Origin of the sequence: Ectobacillus antri (assembly GCF_003852715.1) — a bacterium.
In the GTDB taxonomy this organism is placed as follows: domain Bacteria; phylum Bacillota; class Bacilli; order Bacillales; family Bacillaceae_G; genus Ectobacillus; species Ectobacillus antri.
On sequence record NZ_RIAV01000004.1, the window covers coordinates 189,535 to 205,976 of the forward strand.

Consider the following 16,442-nt stretch of genomic DNA (forward strand, 5'->3'; position numbering starts at 1 on the left):
TACTAGCTCACCTCGAAAAACACATTCTCGTATTGATTTTCATAAACCGCCTTTACACGAATGTTGTATTGTTGCAAAGTTTTTAATCTATGTAATTCGGTTTCTGAAAAGGCAGAAGTGTTAGGTTTAATCACAAAAATAATAAGCGTTTTGTTCGTTTTAGAAACCAGTTCAGCTATGTTTTGCATGTCTTTAGAAAGCTCCCCTGTTACCAGCATACAGGAAGTTATTCGATTGCTGTTGGTAAGCTCACTTTGTAAAATATTGAAAAGTGAGGAGCTACTATCATCTTGCACCTTTGCTAAATGAAAAAAGATGCTTTGAAGATGTATATTTCCCTTTTGTAGGGGAAAAAAAGTACGCTCTTTTCCGATTGATAAAAAAGAAGCGTGTGTATCTTGCTGTAAAGCGGCCTTTACGAGTGATGCACAAAAGCTTACTATCGCCTCAAACATCGGGGATCTTGTCCGGTCCATAATGATTAACATGTTATCACTGCGTTGTTGCTCAAATTCCTTTGTCATAATCATGCTTTTCCGAGCAGTTGCTTTCCAATCAATCCATGAAAACCGATCTCCCGGTCGGTACTTACGTATGCTAGCTGGCATAGAGGTGTTTTTTGAAAGAAATACAGCCGTTGATTGTTGGCCTTGCTCGGCTCTACTCAATTGTGCAAAGCCAATGGATGTATAACGCGGATATACTAGAAGCGTGTCAAGGAGCGCCGACGAGTATTCCTTCTTACACATACCTAGCATATCGCTTGTCGCAAGATGAACGGTAGAGAAAGTATGTTCACCTCGTGGAATAGAGCTAACCTCATATTGAAATTGTAAGGTCTTTTTAAACCATGGAAATAGTACCACGGTGGATTGTGCTTCTATACGTGCAAGTGAAGGGGGAAGTACATCCCTTACAATAAGGTATACAAGTGGAAAGCGATTCGAGCGTGTCACAGTTATAGTAACAATGATGGATTCGCCGGCAGTAAATTCTTTCTTTTCAAGTAATCTTGTAATCTGTATATGCCCTAAGTCATAAAAGGACAGTGTTAATGCGTACAGTATAAAAGGTGTGCATGTATATAGCAGAAACCAACTAACAAAATCACCTTGAAACATGGCATAACAAAATAAGACAAATAAAACGAATATTAAGCCTAACTTGTGGAATGTTTGTTTAAAGGGTTGTTTGATCATGAAAGCACAGCTCCTGTAGGAACGGGAGTGCGCGCCACAATTTTCGCTATTACACTTTCCGCGGTCATGCCCTCAAATTTCGCTTCCAGCTTCAAGATAAGCCGATGTGCCAATACATAGGGGGCTAATATTTTAATATCGTCAGGTACTACATACTCTCTTCCATGAATGAGTGCATATGCTTGTGCAACCTTTAGTAGGGCTAAAGTACCACGCGGACTAACTCCTAATTCGATCGTATTGTAAGAGCGAGTTTGGTGAACGATTTTAACAATATAATGCTTGAGATTTTTATCTACATAAATCTCGTCTACTTGTTTTTGTAAATCTTGTAATTCTTTTAATGTCACAACCGACTGGAGAGAAGAAAGCGATTTGACGTTTCTTCCATTTAAAATTAAGAATTCTTCTTCCTGTGTCGGATACCCCATTTTAAACTTTAGCATAAATCGATCCAGCTGTGCTTCTGGCAAAGGATACGTCCCCTCATACTCAATAGGGTTTTGAGTGGCCATCACAAAAAAAGGATAAGGCAACGGTCTAGTAACACCATCAATTGTTACGTTACCTTCCTCCATTCCTTCTAACAAGGCAGATTGTGTTTTAGGTGAGGTGCGGTTAATCTCATCAGCTAATATGATATTGCCCATAATAGGGCCAGGATGGAATTCAAAGCGCAATTCTTTTTGATTATAGATAGAAACACCTGTAACATCTGAAGGTAGTAGATCAGGTGTGAATTGAATTCTTTTAAAATCAGCCGCAATCGATGTTGCCAGCGTGCGTACTAACATAGTTTTGCCTACACCAGGTACATCTTCTAGCAGGACGTGTCCCCGAGCAAGAACAGCTGTTAAAGTAAGCAAAATTTCTTTTCGTTTTCCAACAATTATATGTTCCATGTTTTCTATAATCTTTTTTATGGTAGGATGCAGTGAATCTTGAATCATATTGTTCCTCCTTGCGTATGCAGTGAATAGTTGTTATGTATGAATTCGACAATATACAGCATATATCCTTTCTGAAAATTCAATTAAATAAAAACAAGCTATCTGCAGAAAATAGTTTTAATTTTGTGTTGACAAATATCAATAACATATGCAAATATAAGTATATTAATAAAATAAATACTTCCTCGTCAGCTCAAGATGAGGTAGAGGTCGCGATGCTTAATAGTACACGGAAGGAGAGTCAGAGAACTCGTTGAAACCAGTGGAAAGGAAGTGTCGCCGAAGCACCGTTATTCTCTGATTGCGGTAGCTGGGACTGTATCCGAATAGGAGCAGGACTGTCATGATACACATCATGATGAACTATCCTTTTTGTCTGGGGGGGGGACTGTGTTCGCACCTTCAGAAGGTGTGTTTTTTTATGCCTAATTCCATGACAAACGATAGTTTTCTATATTTTGAGCAAGAGGACATCGGAGGCGAAACAATGAATAAAGGAAAATTAGGTTTATGGATTTTAACAGCTCTCGTGGTTGGAAATATGGTTGGTTCAGGTATTTTCATGCTACCGCGTTCTTTGTCTGAAGCAGCGAGTCCTGCTGGGGTGTTAGGGGCATGGTTATTAACAGGTTTTGGTGTGCTGATGACAGCGCTCGTTTTTGGTAATTTGGGAACAAGAAAGCCAGAATTGAGCGGAGGACCGCAAATTTACGCAAAAGAGCTTTTTAAACCGGGGTCGCAAGCATCTATCTTATCTGGATTTATGGCTTCGTGGGGATATTGGATTGGGAATTTAGCAGGTAATATTGCTATTATTACTACATTTGCAGGTTATTTATCCACATTTTTTCCAATTTTAACAAGTCGTGCTGAACTATTTACAGTTGGTGGGTTTACGTTAAAAGTAGGTAATGCTTTAACATTTATGGTATGTACGATGTTGCTTTGGTGCACGCATTTTATTATTCTAAAAGGTATTGAACAAGCAGGGAAATTAAACTTTGTTGCAACAGCAGCAAAGGTTGCAGGCTTTATGTTGTTTATAGTTGTGGGTTTATTTGCGTTTCAAAAGGGGAATATTTTACCATTTATAGCACCTCGTGCTGATGAAGCTGGTGCTACAATTGGTCTTTTTGGGCAAATTAACAACGCGGCTGTTGCTACATTATGGGCATTTATCGGAGTGGAATCCGCTGTAGTCTTTGCGGCTAGAGCGAAAAAGAAAGTAGACGTAAAGCGAGCAACGATTCTTGGATTGTTTATAGCGCTAGCAATTTATATTGGTATTAGTACACTTGTAATGGGAATGCTTGAGCAAAAAATATTGATTACATCTGAAAAACCACTAATTGATGCAATTGAAACTGTGCTTGGACCAGTAGGAGGTAAACTTTTGGCTGGAGTGGGTCTTATCAGCTTGTTTGGATCTACCATTGGTTGGGTAATGTTAAGTGCAGAGGTTCCGTATCAAGCAGCCAAACAAGGCTTGTTTATTCCGGCATTTTTAAAAGAAGGGAAAAAAGGTATTCCGATTTTCTCTCTGATTGTAACAAACTTACTAGGTCAACTGTTCATCTTTTCTACAGTATCTAATTCAATTTCAGCGGCGTTTGATTTTGTTATTTATATTGCAACGCTTTCTTATTTAGTGCCGTATTTTATTGCCTCTGTATTCCAATTAAAATTGGTAATTACGGGTGAAACGTATGAAAATGAAAAAGGACGTGTACTGGATGCTGTGATTGCCACACTATCTACATTGTACTCAACATGGGTAATCATAGCGGGTACAGCTGATTTAAAAACCTTCGCATTCGGTATGATTTTGCTTGCGAGTGGAATTTTCTTCTATGGCACAATGAAGCGTCATCCTTTATACACGCAGAAATAATTTGTTTAAAAAAGAGGCTGGGATAAAAGGTTTTCAGCCAAAGAAAAATCCGAACTATTAGTCGGCATTCTCTACACAGAATTCGATTTAGTTCGGATTTTTTCTTTATGAGTGTTATTTATTCTCTATTCTTTCGGCTTTAGAGTTACATAATTCAGTTATGTCCCGGTCTCTTTTTTATATGGCTGTGTGAAAGCTTGTTGTTCATAATGCGAACTTGTTGATTGGAGAGGACCGAACCCCATGCGGCGGAAATCAACAAATAATTTCAACAGAGTCTTTTATATAAATATTTTTCCTGTTTCTAACAAAAGTCCAATTATAAACCCACAAACTGCACCATTAACACGAATCCACTGCAAGTCTTTTCCTACGTTATTTTCAATCATTGCAATCAGTGTAGCATCGTCTAACTTATTCAAGTTCTCTTGTACCAGCTTGCCGATTTTATGATGGTTTGTCTCAATAAATCCAGCGATTCGTTTATGCAGGTTATGTTCTATATATATCTTGTATGATGGTTGCTTTAGGGAGGCAACCATTTTTTCTAACAATGGAATCGCATATTTTTCAAGAAAAGCATCTGTTTGTACAAAGATGAGTGCTCTCTGTTTAATATTTGTAAGCAAATCTGTTAATAAGCTTGACATGTTATATGACTCCATTATGCTTATTTTCCATGAATCAATGCTATTCATCAGTTCCTCATTATTTTTGCTTTTTTCCAATTCGCTCTGCAGTTTTTCCAGCAAAGAGCGGCGATTATCATTTTCTTCATTTTGTAAGCTATGAATCCCACCTATAATGAACTCCTGTATAAACCCACCCAATTTGTCAGCATCAATTACGTTAATAAATGATTTAAGCGCAAACTGTAAAAATCCATCCAATTCTATGTTTTGAATGGCCTTTAAAGCAACGTTGCCCAGTGTAATTTTTGTTTGTTCTTTTTCTGCCCAGTGTTTCGCTTTTGTTAGGACATAGTCCAAAGCTTTTTCATCGTAACGATCTTGTAAAATTCGATCTATCATTAGAGTTACAATACGTTTCGTATCAACCGCCAGTACGTATTGTTTCAGCTCTTTTTCAATGTAAGGAGCGAGCATTTCGGGTTGAACATGCTCTAGTAGTTTGCGTGCAACGTTTATAATTACTGTTCTTGTTGCCTTCGTGTGTATTTGTGTTTCAAACCAAGCAAGCAATTTAGAAATAATATCAGCTTTTTGCAATTTTTCCATAATACTTTCTTTTGTTAACCATTCATGTTCAAGCATATGAATGAGTCCTGCTGTTACACGCTGCCTATTCTTAGGAAGCAATGCTGTGTGGGGAATAGGAATGCCAAGCGGGTGCCGAAATAAAGCAGTGACGGCAAACCAATCAGCAAGTCCGCCAACCAGTCCTGCTTCAAAGGCGCCATGTAAAATAGCACCTGTTGTCGTATCTAAAGGTAAAGTACTTAAAAAACCCGCTCCCATTACAGCTAAAGATGTTCCTGCTAAGTATTTTGATTTTGGTGCCATCTACATCACTCTCCTGTTCACTTTATCGTTCAGAACGAGTAGAGCACCGTCGCAACGGTGCCCTTTAGTATATGTATTTGCTATTTAGACACGTCTTGTTTATATTGTAGGCTTTTGAACAATTGCGTGAGCTCTTGTTCTGTTAAGTCTCGCCATTTACCGACTGGTAAATGGTGTAGATGAATGTTCATAATGCGCACACGCTGTAAACTGACAACACGATAGCCGAGAGCAAGACACATACGACGAATTTGTCTGTTAAGTCCCTGCGTTAAAATAATGCGAAATACTCGATCTGACTCCTTCGTAATTTTACAAGGCAGTGTTTTTGTATCTAAGATTTCCACACCGGCACTCATTCGCTTTAAAAACGCATTGGTGATAGGTTTGTTAACACGAACGATGTATTCTTTTTCGTGACGATGTTCAGCTCGTAATATTTTATTTACAATGTCACCGTCATTTGTCAATAAAATTAAACCATTAGAATCCTTATCGAGGCGACCTATAGGGAAAATCCGCAGTGGATGATTTACAAAATCGACAATATTTCCTTTAATATGTCGCTCTGTCGTACAGGTAATACCAACCGGCTTATTAAGAGCGATATAAACATGTTTTGGTTTTGCTTTTACTGGTTTGTTATCTAATCGCACATCATCGCCTTCGTGAACCTGACTACCAAGTTCAGCAATTACGCCGTTAATTGTTACTCTTTTATCGGAGATCCATTGGTCTGCTTGGCGTCTAGATCCAATACCTGTCTCGCTGATAAACTTATTAATTCTCAACAGAAAACCCACCTTCATTGCGTTTATAAATTAAATGTAGCGTGATATGCCAAATAAGTCAACGGTGATGCCCTTTCTTATGTAAACAAAGTGGTTTCTTAAAAGAGTATTTGGCATATATAACGCTTTCTTTTACAGTTGTAAAAGGGGGTAGCTGAAAGTAAAGGTCTAAGTCAGCTAATGAATTTAGCTCTGTATATTTAGGTTTATACATCAATACTATCATGCCTAGTATATCTATGCTCTCAGAATAAAGGAGGGTGTCTTCTGAAAGACTCCCTCCTTAAAATGGTGAAGCGAGTTAAAAAGTAGCTCCCATATCACTTGCTTTTATAACTGCTTCTTGTTTAATACGCTCAGCTTCTGTCGGCTGCGCAGCATGACCTTCTATAAACAATGTTTGAAAATCTATTATACCGAAAAATGTACCAATCGCTTGTAGATATTTTGGTGCAAAATTAAAGCTTTCTCCTGGACCGCTAGAATATATACCACCTGAAGCTTGTATATGCAGTATTTTTTTGCCTTGTAATAGGCCTACAGGACCGTTTTCCGTATACTTAAAAGTCTTTCCTGCAACTGCAACGCTATCGATATATGCTTTTAAAATAGGGGGAAATAGGAAGTTCCACATAGGTGTAACAAATACAAATTTATCGTGACTAACGAATTGATCCACAAGTTCATTCAAACGTGCAACCTTTGTTTGTTCCTCAGAGCTTAGGGCGTCAAAGTTTTGACCTTGTTGCAATTTCCCCCAACCGTTAAACACGTCTAAATCGATATGAGGTATAGTTGTTTTGTATAAATGAAGCTCAGTAACCGTATTAGCACCATTACTTTCTTTATATGCATGTAGAAACGCATCTCCAGCAGCAAGGCTAAAGGAGTGCGGTGCGTTTGTTTGTTCGTTTGCGAATGGGTGAGCTGTAATGTATAAAAGCTTGTTCATGTTTGTCCCTCTCTTCTTTTTGTCATGCAGTTCATTTATATTATGAAGAGCTTGCTTTTTGACATACATGTAGGTTTTGACAATTTTGTACACTATGAGACATTGTTATTGTTCTAGCCATTCAAACATACGTATAAGCGCTTGTTGGTGAACAAGAGGCGTAAGATGATGTCCGTATCCTTCATATAAATGAAGCTCTACAGGGTGTTGTTTCTCCAGTAGTGAATGATACATATCCATGCCATGATGAAGATCTACTTGTACATCTTCTGTGCCGTGCATAATTAAAACAGGACACTGTATATGCTCCGTCATATAAATCGGCGACCTGTGCTTATACGCTTGTGGTATCTTATTAGGTGAGCCGTTCAATACTCGTTTTAACATTCTCCGTAAATCAATACGTTCTTCATATGTTTGTGCTAAATTTGAAACACCACCCCATAATATAAGCTTATGTACATCATGCAGTTGTACAGTTGTTTGTACTGCATTGATAGCACCTCGTGAAAAGCCCATAATAGAAATCGTTGTTGTAAAGGGGAGGCTTTGTAAGAAATAGTAGGCAGCTAGTACATCTTCGTTTTCCGCACCTCCAAATTCATCACGGCCTTCGCCGCCCTCATTGCCACGATAAGAGGGGGCGAATACAACATAACCATGCTGCGTGAATTGCTCTATCCATTCTACCTTTACCTTTCCGATCTTACCAATCCCACCCCTGCAATACAAGAGGGCAGGAAAAGGACCAAACGGTTTGTTTATAGGGAGGTCATTCGTTAAAGGTGTTATTGGGAGAGTGTCTTGATACAAATTGGTTATATGTTGCTGTAACTCTTCGAATGAGTATATAAAGCCTGGAGGAAGTCCTAAATAGCCTTTTACTCGCAAATTGTTAGAGATGTATGTAATATGATAAATCATAAGCTCGCTCCTGAAAATTTTGTGTTGTGTAACATATGATATGTACAAAGTATACAGCAATTTTTAGAAAATAATAAAGCTGAAAAGGGTGTAAAGATGGCTTGTGGAGCAGGAAGAAATGCTTTCACAGTTGGAGCGCTTTCAAAAGTAAAACACAAAAATAAATTTTTGTACCATTTTTCGAATAACCGTGCTATAATATGGTTAATTGTTTTTGTTCGGTATATGCTGGATAGAAGAAATGTTTATACAATCATCTTGAAAGAGTATCTAGAGCAAGAATAAGTAATATATTGTGGGATAGTCCACACAGGAGGTACAACACATGTTACAAGGTAAAGTAAAATGGTTCAACGCAGAAAAAGGTTTCGGCTTCATCGAAGTTGAAGGTCAAGACGATGTATTCGTTCACTTCTCTGCTATCCAAGGCGAAGGCTTCAAAACTTTAGAAGAAGGCCAAGCAGTTTCTTTCGAAATCACTGAAGGTCCTCGTGGTCCTCAAGCTGCTAACGTTCAAAAGTAATTGTGAAAAGAACTCCATTTTCGGAGTTCTTTTTTTGTGTACATATAAAAAGAGGCCGGGACATAACTGCATCATATAGCTCTAAAGCCGAAAGAATAGAGCATAACGAACAATCATAAAGGAAAAATCCGAACTAAATCGAATTCTGTGTAGAGAATGCCGACTAATAGTTCGGATTTTTCTTTGGCTGAAAACCTTTGGTCCCTGCCGCCTTTTATTAGAGCTTAAAAGAACTTTTTAAAGAAACAATTAAGTTAAATACAGGTTTTTTTGATGTTGTATGTTTTGGATCTACATTAAAGTAGCCATGACGGAAAAATTGGAATTTCTCCTGTGCTTTTACTTCGCTCATATTCGGTTCAATAAAACCTTGAAGAACTTGCAATGAATTTGGATTCACATTCTCGAGGAATGTTGTTCCCTCTTTTTCATCGTCTAAAATAAGTGGTTCATATAGACGGAATTCTGCAGGTACAGCCTGTGTAGCTTCCACCCAATGCAATGTCCCTTTTACTTTTCGGCCGGTAAAGCCTGTTCCGCTTTTTGTTTCCGGATCATATGTGCAACGTAATTCGATGACATTACCGTTCTCATCCTTAATGACTTCTTCGCATTTGATGAAGTAAGCGTGTTTTAAGCGGACCTCGTTTCCTGGGAAGAGACGGAAATACTTTTTAGGTGGATTCTCCATAAAGTCATCTTGTTCAATATAAATTTCACGAGAAAATGGAATTTTACGCATGCCCATCTCAGGATTTTCTGGATTAACTTCAGCATCCAGCCATTCTACTTGACCTTCTGGATAGTTGGTAATGACAACTTTTAGTGGACGGATAACGCCCATTGTACGTGGCGCTTTTAATTTCAAATCTTCACGCACAAAGTGCTCTAGCATTGCTGTATCCACAATACCTGTTGTTTTAGCAACCCCAATTTCACGGCAGAATGTGCGAATTGCTTCCGGCGTGTAGCCGCGGCGGCGTAGTCCAGAAATGGTCGGCATGCGTGGATCGTCCCAACCATCTACATAACCTTCTTCCACAAGCTGTTTTAATTTTCGTTTGCTCATTACAGTATTTGTTAAGTTTAGGCGACCGAATTCAATTTGTTGTGGCTTGCTTTCCATCTCGCAATGCTCAATAAACCAGTTGTAAAGAGGTCGTTGATCTTCAAATTCTAGTGTGCATATGGAGTGTGTAACATTCTCCAGCGCATCCTCAAGTGGATGGGCAAATGCATACATCGGATAAATACACCATTTATCACCCGTGTTATGGTGCGTGGCATGTGCGATACGATAAATAACAGGGTCACGTAAGTTAATATTAGGAGAAGCCATATCAATTTTAGCGCGGAGTACCTTCTCACCGTCCCCAAATTCTCCATCACGCATCCGTTTGAATAAGTCTAAGTTTTCTGCAACAGAGCGATTGCGATATGGGCTTTCCTTTCCAGGTGCAGTTAATGTACCTCGGTGTTCACGAATTTCATCCGCTGTTAAATCATCCACGTAAGCTAAGCCTTTCTCAATTAGAAGGACAGCGCGATTGTACATCTCTTCAAAATAGTCTGAAGCGAAGAACAAGCCGTCCCAGTCAAAGCCAAGCCATTTTACATCTTCTTTAATAGAATTAACAAATTCGATATCTTCTTTTAAAGGATTAGTATCATCAAAACGTAAATTTGTTTTACCGCCAAATTCATCTGCTAGTTCAAAGTTGAGTACGATAGACTTGGCATGTCCGATATGTAAATATCCGTTTGGTTCTGGCGGGAAACGTGTAATAATATGATCATGTTTCCCAGTTTCTAAATCTTCTTTTACAATGTTTCTAATAAAATTAGACGCGTTATGTTCCACGTATTTCAACCTCTTTCATTTTCTATATTGTATCATTTTACCTGTATTATATAACATAAGTAAAGAGTTTGGTAAATGAAAGCGTGTATGCTTAATGTTTTAGTTAGTTATGTTATAAATTAAGCTGAAATTCACTTTATTTATGAGCATAGTTACAAAGCGTGGTATGATAGTTATAAAAAGGAGGTTTTATTTTGATACAAATTAATGAGCAACGCATTGTACAATACATAAGAGATCTTGTAGAAATTCCTAGTCCTTCAGGTTATACAGAGGAAGTTATTGCATATGTTGCGGCCTTTATGCATAAACATAATGTTCCGTTTCAAATTACCAAAAAAGGCGCATTACTGGCAACGCTCTCTGGTCAAGACAAGACACGCCATCGCCTGCTTACAGCACATGTTGATACTCTTGGTGCCATGGTGAAAGAGATTAAAAGTGATGGCCGACTTAAGCTAACGATGATAGGGGGATTTCGTTGGAACTCTGTAGAAGGGGAATATTGTACGATTCACACTGCAAATGGTACAACATACACAGGTACAATTCTGGTACATCAAACTTCTGTTCACGTGTATAAAAATGCAGGTGATGTAAAACGTGATGAAGATCATATTGAGGTTCGATTAGATGCAGTGGTAAAGTCTAAAGCAGAAACAGAGCAACTAGGAATCAATGTGGGTGATTTCGTATCATTTGATCCACGGTTTCAAATTGCAGGGGACTTTATTAAATCGAGGCATTTAGATGATAAAGCGAGTGTCGGAATTTTACTTCACCTAATAGAAATGATTCAAGAAGGAGATTTACAGTTACCCTACACAATACATATTTTAATATCAAATAATGAAGAAATTGGTTATGGTGGTAACTCTAACATTCCATTTGAGACAGTCGAGTATATAGCTGTTGATATGGGAGCGATTGGGGATGGACAAGCAACAGATGAGTATACAGTTTCTATTTGTGCTAAGGATTCGAGCGGACCATATCACTATAAACTGCGTCAGCATTTGACCAACTTGGCAATTACCAATGGCATTGGATATAAAGTAGATATTTATCCGTTTTATGGTTCGGATGCTTCAGCTGCAATTCGCGCAGGTTACGATATTAGACACGGATTGATTGGTCCAGGCATTGATGCTTCACATGCCTTTGAACGTACGCATGTTTCTGCTCTGCGTCATACAACACATCTATTGTGGCGCTATGTATATTCTCCTATGCTTTGAAAAACGCTTCTTTTTACGGAAGTGTTTTTTTCTGCAAGAAAACAGGAAAACTTTGCAAATGTACGACGTATCCTATTGAAGAGAGCATAAAATGAAGGTGTGCTGGTGCTTTGTGCAGGCGATATGATTCATGGCACATCTTCGCGTATATAAATAATAATGAAAGCGTTTTATATCTAGCGATAGAAACTAGCGTGAGGAGAGTACAACAGTGATAAATGAAGAAGAACGGTCGTCCCGCTTAAGTCGGAATTTTATGGAGAGGATTTACAGGGGGCGAAAGTATAGGTTATATATTCCTGAGAACTGTACGTATCCCTCTCCGCTTATCGTTATGTTACATGGTTGTACACAGGATTCTGTACAATTTGCCGCATCTACAAACATGAATGAATTAGCTGAAAAAGAAAAGTTTTTTGTTATGTATCCAGAACAAACATCAGGAGCAAATCCAAATAAATGCTGGAATTGGTTTGACACTGCTCATCAAACAAGAGAAAAAGGAGAACCAGCTCTTATTGCCGGAATGGTGGAAGATGTAAAGCGAGATTATGATATTGCTCATAATAAAGTATTTGTAGCTGGATTATCTGCCGGCGGAGCGATGAGCGCTATTTTAGGAGTAGTGTATGCTGATGTATTTACAGCCATCGCTGTATGTGCCGGACTTGAATACAAAGCAGCGCCTAGTATTTTACATGCATACGGGGCTATGAGACGAGGGGGCCCTCTACCAGCTCAGCAAGGAGACCTTGCGTATGCGGCAATGGGGATAAAAAAAGTAATTCCGGCTATTGTCTTTCATGGTATGGCAGATCGAACTGTCTATCCATGTAATGGCCATCAAGTTGCCATGCAGTGGGTGCGTACTAACTGCAATAACTCTAAACATCGCATCCTGCCCCCAGAAACAACTATCTATCCAGTAGAAGATGGATATCCTTACACGCATACCGTATATCGTGATAGTACGGGGCGAAGTATAGTAGAGCAATATATGATTGAAAACATGGGGCATGTATGGCCTGGAGGAAATAAAATTGAGTCTTTTACTGACGAAAAAGGACCTGATGCTACGCAAATCATTTGGGAGTTTTTTAAAAAAGCATTCTTATGATATGCAATTTGTTAATATAACTGATATGGTGAAATGTATTAAGGTACGTTAATCTAGTTTGCAGTTTAGAACAAAGTGTAATTATTTTTTTAAAAAAACTATTGACACATAGTAGAAGTCATGATAGTTTTAGTACAATCAATATAAACGGAAAATGGAAAGGTGATTATCATGACGCAGCAACTTAATGTATGTATGACAATTAAACATCATCATTTGTAAGCTCTGCGTCTCACTTTTTTGTGGGGAAGCAGGGCTATTCCTGTTTGCCCACAATGCTAAGCCATGTGGGTATTTATATACTCACGTGGCTTTTTTTTGTGGTTCATTTCCAGCGGAAACTCCTCAAGGTTTCATAATCTATATAAGTCTACATGGTTTTTTCGACATATAAATAGAAAGAAAATCACAGCGCCAGAACGCCTCGCTACGTGTATATGTTCTTACTTGACACGCGTATCTCTTAGGCACTGACCGCAACCATACATTGCCCGTTCTTCTTTCCCACCCCAAAAAAGAATGTCGGTTTTTCTAGTTGTACTTATATAGTTCATAAAAATCTGAACACGCTGGGGTTTAATGGGCCACTTGCATTTTTCTTATTTCGTTTATCAAACAGCTATGTTAAAGCTTGAGGTTAATAATCAGCACTTGTTGATTAGAGTGAGGAGGGAGACTCCTGTGAGATCATGAATCCCTCGTAACGGAAATTAATAACGAGTTTTAACAGAGTCATTAAAAAAGGAGGATTTACATTGAATGCAGTTTTAATTGCGGTAATAATTATGTTGGTTTTGAGTTTGTTACGAGTGCATATTGTATTGGCACTTGTCATTGGTGCGTTTGCCGGCGGTATCGTTGGTGGACTTGGTATCCAGGATACAATTTCTGTATTTACCGAAGGGCTTGGTTCTAACGCGAGTATTGCGCTAAGTTACGCGTTACTTGGTGCGTTTGCAGTGACGCTCTCTAAAACAGGGTTACCAGATGCACTTATTGATGCGGCCATTCGCTTAGTCGGAAAAGAGGGAGACTCAAAGCGTAAAACATACTCAAAAGTATTAATTTTACTTATTATATTAATAATGTCATGCTTCTCGCAAAATATTATCCCGGTGCACATTGCATTTATTCCAATTTTAATTCCACCTTTCTTGAAAGTATTAAATGAATTAGAAGTGGATAGACGTCTGGTAGCTAGTATTATTACTTTTGGACTCATTACACCGTATATGTGGATTCCTGCAGGATTCGGTACAATTTTTCACCAAATTATGCAAACTAATATGAAAGAAAGCGGTATGAATATTGATGTGGATATGATTCCAAAAGCAATGACAATTCCATCACTAGGTATGATTGTTGGATTGTTGATTGCAGTATTTATTACGTATCGTAAACCAAGACAATATGAAACTATTAACATTGCAACTAAGCAAAAACGAGTGTCATATACAAAGAAAAGTATTCTCATTGCAATGATCTCTGTTGTAGTAACATTAGTTGTACAATTGCAGACTGACTCTATGATTTTTGGTGCATTGGCAGGTACTACTATTTTAGTTGTTGCAGGTGTACTGAAAGTAAAAGAGTCTGAGCAAGTGTTAACAGATGGTATGCGTATGATGTCGTTTATTGGATTTGTTATGATTTCGGCTGCTGGCTTTAGCGAAGTTCTGCGTAAAACAGGAGATGTAGAATCTCTTGTGAAAACGAGTGTAGAACTGATTGGGGATAATAAATTGTTAGCTGCATTTCTTATGCTTTCAATAGGTTTACTTATTACAATGGGCATCGGCTCTTCGTTCTCAACCGTCCCAATTTTAACAACAATCTTTGTGCCCTTGTGTATGCAACTCGGTTTTAGTGAGATGGCTACCATCGCAATTATTGGTACGGCAGGGGCGTTAGGTGATGCTGGTTCACCAGCTTCAGACAGCACGCTTGGGCCAACATCCGGGTTAAATGAGGATGGACAGCACAATCACATTTGGGATACTTGTGTACCAACCTTTCTACATTATAACATTCCAGTTTTAATTTTTGGTGTTATCGCAGCAATGGTGTTATAAAAAGTAAGTCCGTCCGAATGGGCGGATTTTTTATATGGGCGCTATCATGATACAGATAATCTTCTAGATTTTTACATCAATGAGAGTTTTAAAACGTAAATCATTCTTGTCTGGAAACTATCTATATGTTTTTTATGGAGATTGCTGAATGCCAAACCTGGCATTCAGCTGTCCACGTATCATGTCATCTCGTATTTTGCGTTCATCACGCTTTTTCTCTTTTTTCAGCATTTCCTGCCGTATTTCAAATGTCTGTACACCTTCTTCTATCTTCTCAATAATCTCCATTAATTGCTCAATATCGTGAAAGGAATATTTACGCGTTCCTCGTTGTGAGCGTTCTGGAAAAATAAGCTTTCTTTCTTCATAATATCGAATTTGTCGTTCTGTCAAACCTGTAATTTCACTAACTGTGCCGATAGTAATGACCTTTTTATGTTTATAGGATTCAGACATCACGTCACTCTCCTTGTGGATGCATTATTTTTTACTATACGCTAATTGTTCTAATATTGCGATTGTTTTGTAAGGTTTTCTTACATCAATTAAAAAGTGTGTGAGATAATCTAACGTAAATGAAGAGAATATAGCGACTGTCACATACAATAGAAGCATCATATAAAATAAATTAAAGAAAGAAGGGTACAACATGAGTAGGGAATCCATTGTGTTGGCGGAAAAAATTGTGCAGTTAGATTTATTACGCGATCAGTTACTAGAACAGCTTATGGAGATGGCGGGAAATGAGGCGTTTGAACTACTTAGAAGTATTCAAAATCGCTAAGGGGGATAGAAAATGAATATACTGCGTAAGCTCATTGAAAATCAGAAGCGTTTTTACATTGAGAAGTTATTGGAGGCAGGTGTTTATAAAAATTTAGACGATCATTTGTATGAGAAGACATTAAGTGAATTGGCACAAGTGTATGAGTCGTATCAAAGTACAAAAAGAAAGTGAAAGTGAACTTTTCTCAAAAAGTTACTTTATATATAATTTTTTTAATGGGAGAGCAGTTCGTAGTAATGTTAAAGAAGGTGACTCAAAATTCACCTTCTTTATTTTGGAGAAATTTATTTATTTGTACGTATCATATTGTCGCTCATTCAGCATCTGATCATATGCTTGCTGCGCGGCCTGCTCTGATGTAAACAAAGCATCGTCATCTTCAATTACATGAAAGGTATCATATAAAAATAGGGCGACATCATTAGGGTCTTTTGGGTGCTGTACAATCTCCGCTGCACGTATATTTGCAACTGTTGGTGTGTGGGGATTGTTGTAAATGACAAAGACTTCATCACCTGGTTTCATATCTTTCTTTCCAATTAAATCATCCATTTGGCTACCTCCTTTCCTGCTCATATGTAGTGTGTAGTGAATTAGAAAGGATTATGTAACGA

17 protein-coding genes and 1 riboswitch are annotated in these 16,442 nt (G+C 38.1%); of the genes, 8 read left to right on the plus strand and 9 right to left on the minus strand.

Features of this window, described 5'->3' with window-relative positions:
* Positions 1–2: 2 nt before the first annotated feature.
* Positions 3–1,199, minus strand: coding sequence for a DUF58 domain-containing protein (locus EEJ45_RS06610; RefSeq protein WP_124564000.1), 1,197 nt, complete (start codon positions 1,197–1,199; stop codon positions 3–5).
* The gene (locus EEJ45_RS06615; protein ID WP_124564001.1) at positions 1,196–2,149 is read right to left on the minus strand and encodes an AAA family ATPase; all 954 of its coding nucleotides are present in this window, start codon (positions 2,147–2,149) and stop codon (positions 1,196–1,198) included. The genes EEJ45_RS06610 and EEJ45_RS06615 overlap by 4 nt, the downstream gene beginning before the upstream one ends.
* A gap of 196 nt (positions 2,150–2,345) precedes the next feature.
* Positions 2,346–2,523: riboswitch (Lysine riboswitch) on the plus strand.
* A 113-nt stretch (positions 2,524–2,636) separates the two neighbouring features.
* On the opposite strand from EEJ45_RS06615, the gene EEJ45_RS06620 reads away from it, so the two are divergent.
* Complete coding sequence (locus EEJ45_RS06620; protein WP_124564002.1) at positions 2,637–4,040, plus strand: amino acid permease; 1,404 nt, start codon at positions 2,637–2,639, stop codon at positions 4,038–4,040.
* A gap of 281 nt (positions 4,041–4,321) precedes the next feature.
* Here the strand turns inward: EEJ45_RS06620 and EEJ45_RS06625 are convergent, their stop codons facing one another.
* From EEJ45_RS06625 to EEJ45_RS06640, 4 genes are all read right to left on the minus strand, one after another.
* On the minus strand, positions 4,322–5,563 hold the full coding sequence (locus EEJ45_RS06625; protein ID WP_124564003.1) for a DUF445 domain-containing protein: 1,242 nt from the start codon (positions 5,561–5,563) through the stop codon (positions 4,322–4,324).
* 80 nt (positions 5,564–5,643) lie between these two features.
* Positions 5,644–6,354, minus strand: coding sequence for a 23S rRNA pseudouridine(2604) synthase RluF (gene rluF, locus EEJ45_RS06630; protein ID WP_124564004.1), 711 nt, complete (start codon positions 6,352–6,354; stop codon positions 5,644–5,646).
* A 301-nt stretch (positions 6,355–6,655) separates the two neighbouring features.
* Positions 6,656–7,306, minus strand: coding sequence for an NAD(P)H-dependent oxidoreductase (locus EEJ45_RS06635; protein ID WP_124564005.1), 651 nt, complete (start codon positions 7,304–7,306; stop codon positions 6,656–6,658).
* Positions 7,307–7,411: 105 nt separating this feature from the next.
* The gene (locus EEJ45_RS06640; RefSeq protein ID WP_124564006.1) at positions 7,412–8,230 is read right to left on the minus strand and encodes an alpha/beta hydrolase family protein; all 819 of its coding nucleotides are present in this window, start codon (positions 8,228–8,230) and stop codon (positions 7,412–7,414) included.
* Between the two features lie 96 nt (positions 8,231–8,326).
* Here EEJ45_RS06640 and EEJ45_RS18350 point away from each other — a divergent pair, with 96 nt between their 5' ends.
* Both EEJ45_RS18350 and EEJ45_RS06645 read left to right on the plus strand, forming a co-directional pair.
* The gene (locus tag EEJ45_RS18350; RefSeq protein ID WP_164464212.1) at positions 8,327–8,515 is read left to right on the plus strand and encodes a hypothetical protein; all 189 of its coding nucleotides are present in this window, start codon (positions 8,327–8,329) and stop codon (positions 8,513–8,515) included.
* A gap of 40 nt (positions 8,516–8,555) precedes the next feature.
* Complete coding sequence (locus EEJ45_RS06645) at positions 8,556–8,753, plus strand: cold-shock protein (protein ID WP_124564007.1); 198 nt, start codon at positions 8,556–8,558, stop codon at positions 8,751–8,753.
* Positions 8,754–8,970: 217 nt separating this feature from the next.
* Here the strand turns inward: EEJ45_RS06645 and EEJ45_RS06650 are convergent, their stop codons facing one another.
* On the minus strand, positions 8,971–10,614 hold the full coding sequence (locus EEJ45_RS06650) for a glutamine--tRNA ligase/YqeY domain fusion protein (RefSeq protein ID WP_124564008.1): 1,644 nt from the start codon (positions 10,612–10,614) through the stop codon (positions 8,971–8,973).
* 197 nt (positions 10,615–10,811) lie between these two features.
* Here EEJ45_RS06650 and EEJ45_RS06655 point away from each other — a divergent pair, with 197 nt between their 5' ends.
* From EEJ45_RS06655 to EEJ45_RS06665, 3 genes are all read left to right on the plus strand, one after another.
* Positions 10,812–11,852: a M42 family metallopeptidase gene (locus EEJ45_RS06655; protein ID WP_245999842.1), complete on the plus strand. Its 1,041-nt coding sequence runs from the start codon at positions 10,812–10,814 to the stop codon at positions 11,850–11,852.
* A 211-nt stretch (positions 11,853–12,063) separates the two neighbouring features.
* A complete protein-coding gene (locus EEJ45_RS06660) occupies positions 12,064–12,969 on the plus strand; it encodes an extracellular catalytic domain type 1 short-chain-length polyhydroxyalkanoate depolymerase (protein WP_124564009.1) in 906 nt (301 codons plus the stop codon).
* 755 nt (positions 12,970–13,724) lie between these two features.
* Complete coding sequence (locus tag EEJ45_RS06665; RefSeq protein WP_124564010.1) at positions 13,725–15,041, plus strand: Na+/H+ antiporter family protein; 1,317 nt, start codon at positions 13,725–13,727, stop codon at positions 15,039–15,041.
* 132 nt (positions 15,042–15,173) lie between these two features.
* On the opposite strand, the gene EEJ45_RS06670 is transcribed toward EEJ45_RS06665, so the two are convergent.
* The gene (locus EEJ45_RS06670) at positions 15,174–15,497 is read right to left on the minus strand and encodes a MerR family transcriptional regulator (RefSeq protein WP_124564011.1); all 324 of its coding nucleotides are present in this window, start codon (positions 15,495–15,497) and stop codon (positions 15,174–15,176) included.
* Between the two features lie 193 nt (positions 15,498–15,690).
* On the opposite strand from EEJ45_RS06670, the gene EEJ45_RS18660 reads away from it, so the two are divergent.
* The gene (locus EEJ45_RS18660) at positions 15,691–15,825 is read left to right on the plus strand and encodes a hypothetical protein (protein ID WP_245999836.1); all 135 of its coding nucleotides are present in this window, start codon (positions 15,691–15,693) and stop codon (positions 15,823–15,825) included.
* A gap of 12 nt (positions 15,826–15,837) precedes the next feature.
* On the plus strand, positions 15,838–15,999 hold the full coding sequence (locus EEJ45_RS06675) for a Fur-regulated basic protein FbpA (RefSeq protein WP_124564012.1): 162 nt from the start codon (positions 15,838–15,840) through the stop codon (positions 15,997–15,999).
* A gap of 117 nt (positions 16,000–16,116) precedes the next feature.
* On the opposite strand, the gene EEJ45_RS06680 is transcribed toward EEJ45_RS06675, so the two are convergent.
* The gene (locus tag EEJ45_RS06680) at positions 16,117–16,380 is read right to left on the minus strand and encodes a transcriptional regulator SplA domain-containing protein (protein WP_187695347.1); all 264 of its coding nucleotides are present in this window, start codon (positions 16,378–16,380) and stop codon (positions 16,117–16,119) included.
* Positions 16,381–16,442 lie beyond the last annotated feature (62 nt).

Excerpts from the sequence above, each read along its gene's own strand:
- EEJ45_RS06610 (WP_124564000.1), bottom strand. The coding sequence starts at position 1,199 with ATGATCAAACAACCCTTTAAACAAACATTCCACAAGTTAGGCTTAATA.
- EEJ45_RS06615 (WP_124564001.1), bottom strand. The coding sequence starts at position 2,149 with ATGATTCAAGATTCACTGCATCCTACCATAAAAAAGATTATAGAAAAC.
- EEJ45_RS06620 (WP_124564002.1), top strand. The coding sequence starts at position 2,637 with ATGAATAAAGGAAAATTAGGTTTATGGATTTTAACAGCTCTCGTGGTT.
- EEJ45_RS06625 (WP_124564003.1), bottom strand. The coding sequence starts at position 5,563 with ATGGCACCAAAATCAAAATACTTAGCAGGAACATCTTTAGCTGTAATG.
- EEJ45_RS06635 (WP_124564005.1), bottom strand. The coding sequence starts at position 7,306 with ATGAACAAGCTTTTATACATTACAGCTCACCCATTCGCAAACGAACAA.
- EEJ45_RS06640 (WP_124564006.1), bottom strand. The coding sequence starts at position 8,230 with ATGATTTATCATATTACATACATCTCTAACAATTTGCGAGTAAAAGGC.
- EEJ45_RS18350 (WP_164464212.1), top strand. The coding sequence starts at position 8,327 with ATGGCTTGTGGAGCAGGAAGAAATGCTTTCACAGTTGGAGCGCTTTCA.
- EEJ45_RS06645 (WP_124564007.1), top strand. The coding sequence starts at position 8,556 with ATGTTACAAGGTAAAGTAAAATGGTTCAACGCAGAAAAAGGTTTCGGC.
- EEJ45_RS06670 (WP_124564011.1), bottom strand. The coding sequence starts at position 15,497 with ATGTCTGAATCCTATAAACATAAAAAGGTCATTACTATCGGCACAGTT.
- EEJ45_RS18660 (WP_245999836.1), top strand. The coding sequence starts at position 15,691 with ATGAGTAGGGAATCCATTGTGTTGGCGGAAAAAATTGTGCAGTTAGAT.
- EEJ45_RS06675 (WP_124564012.1), top strand. The coding sequence starts at position 15,838 with ATGAATATACTGCGTAAGCTCATTGAAAATCAGAAGCGTTTTTACATT.
- EEJ45_RS06680 (WP_187695347.1), bottom strand. The coding sequence starts at position 16,380 with ATGGATGATTTAATTGGAAAGAAAGATATGAAACCAGGTGATGAAGTC.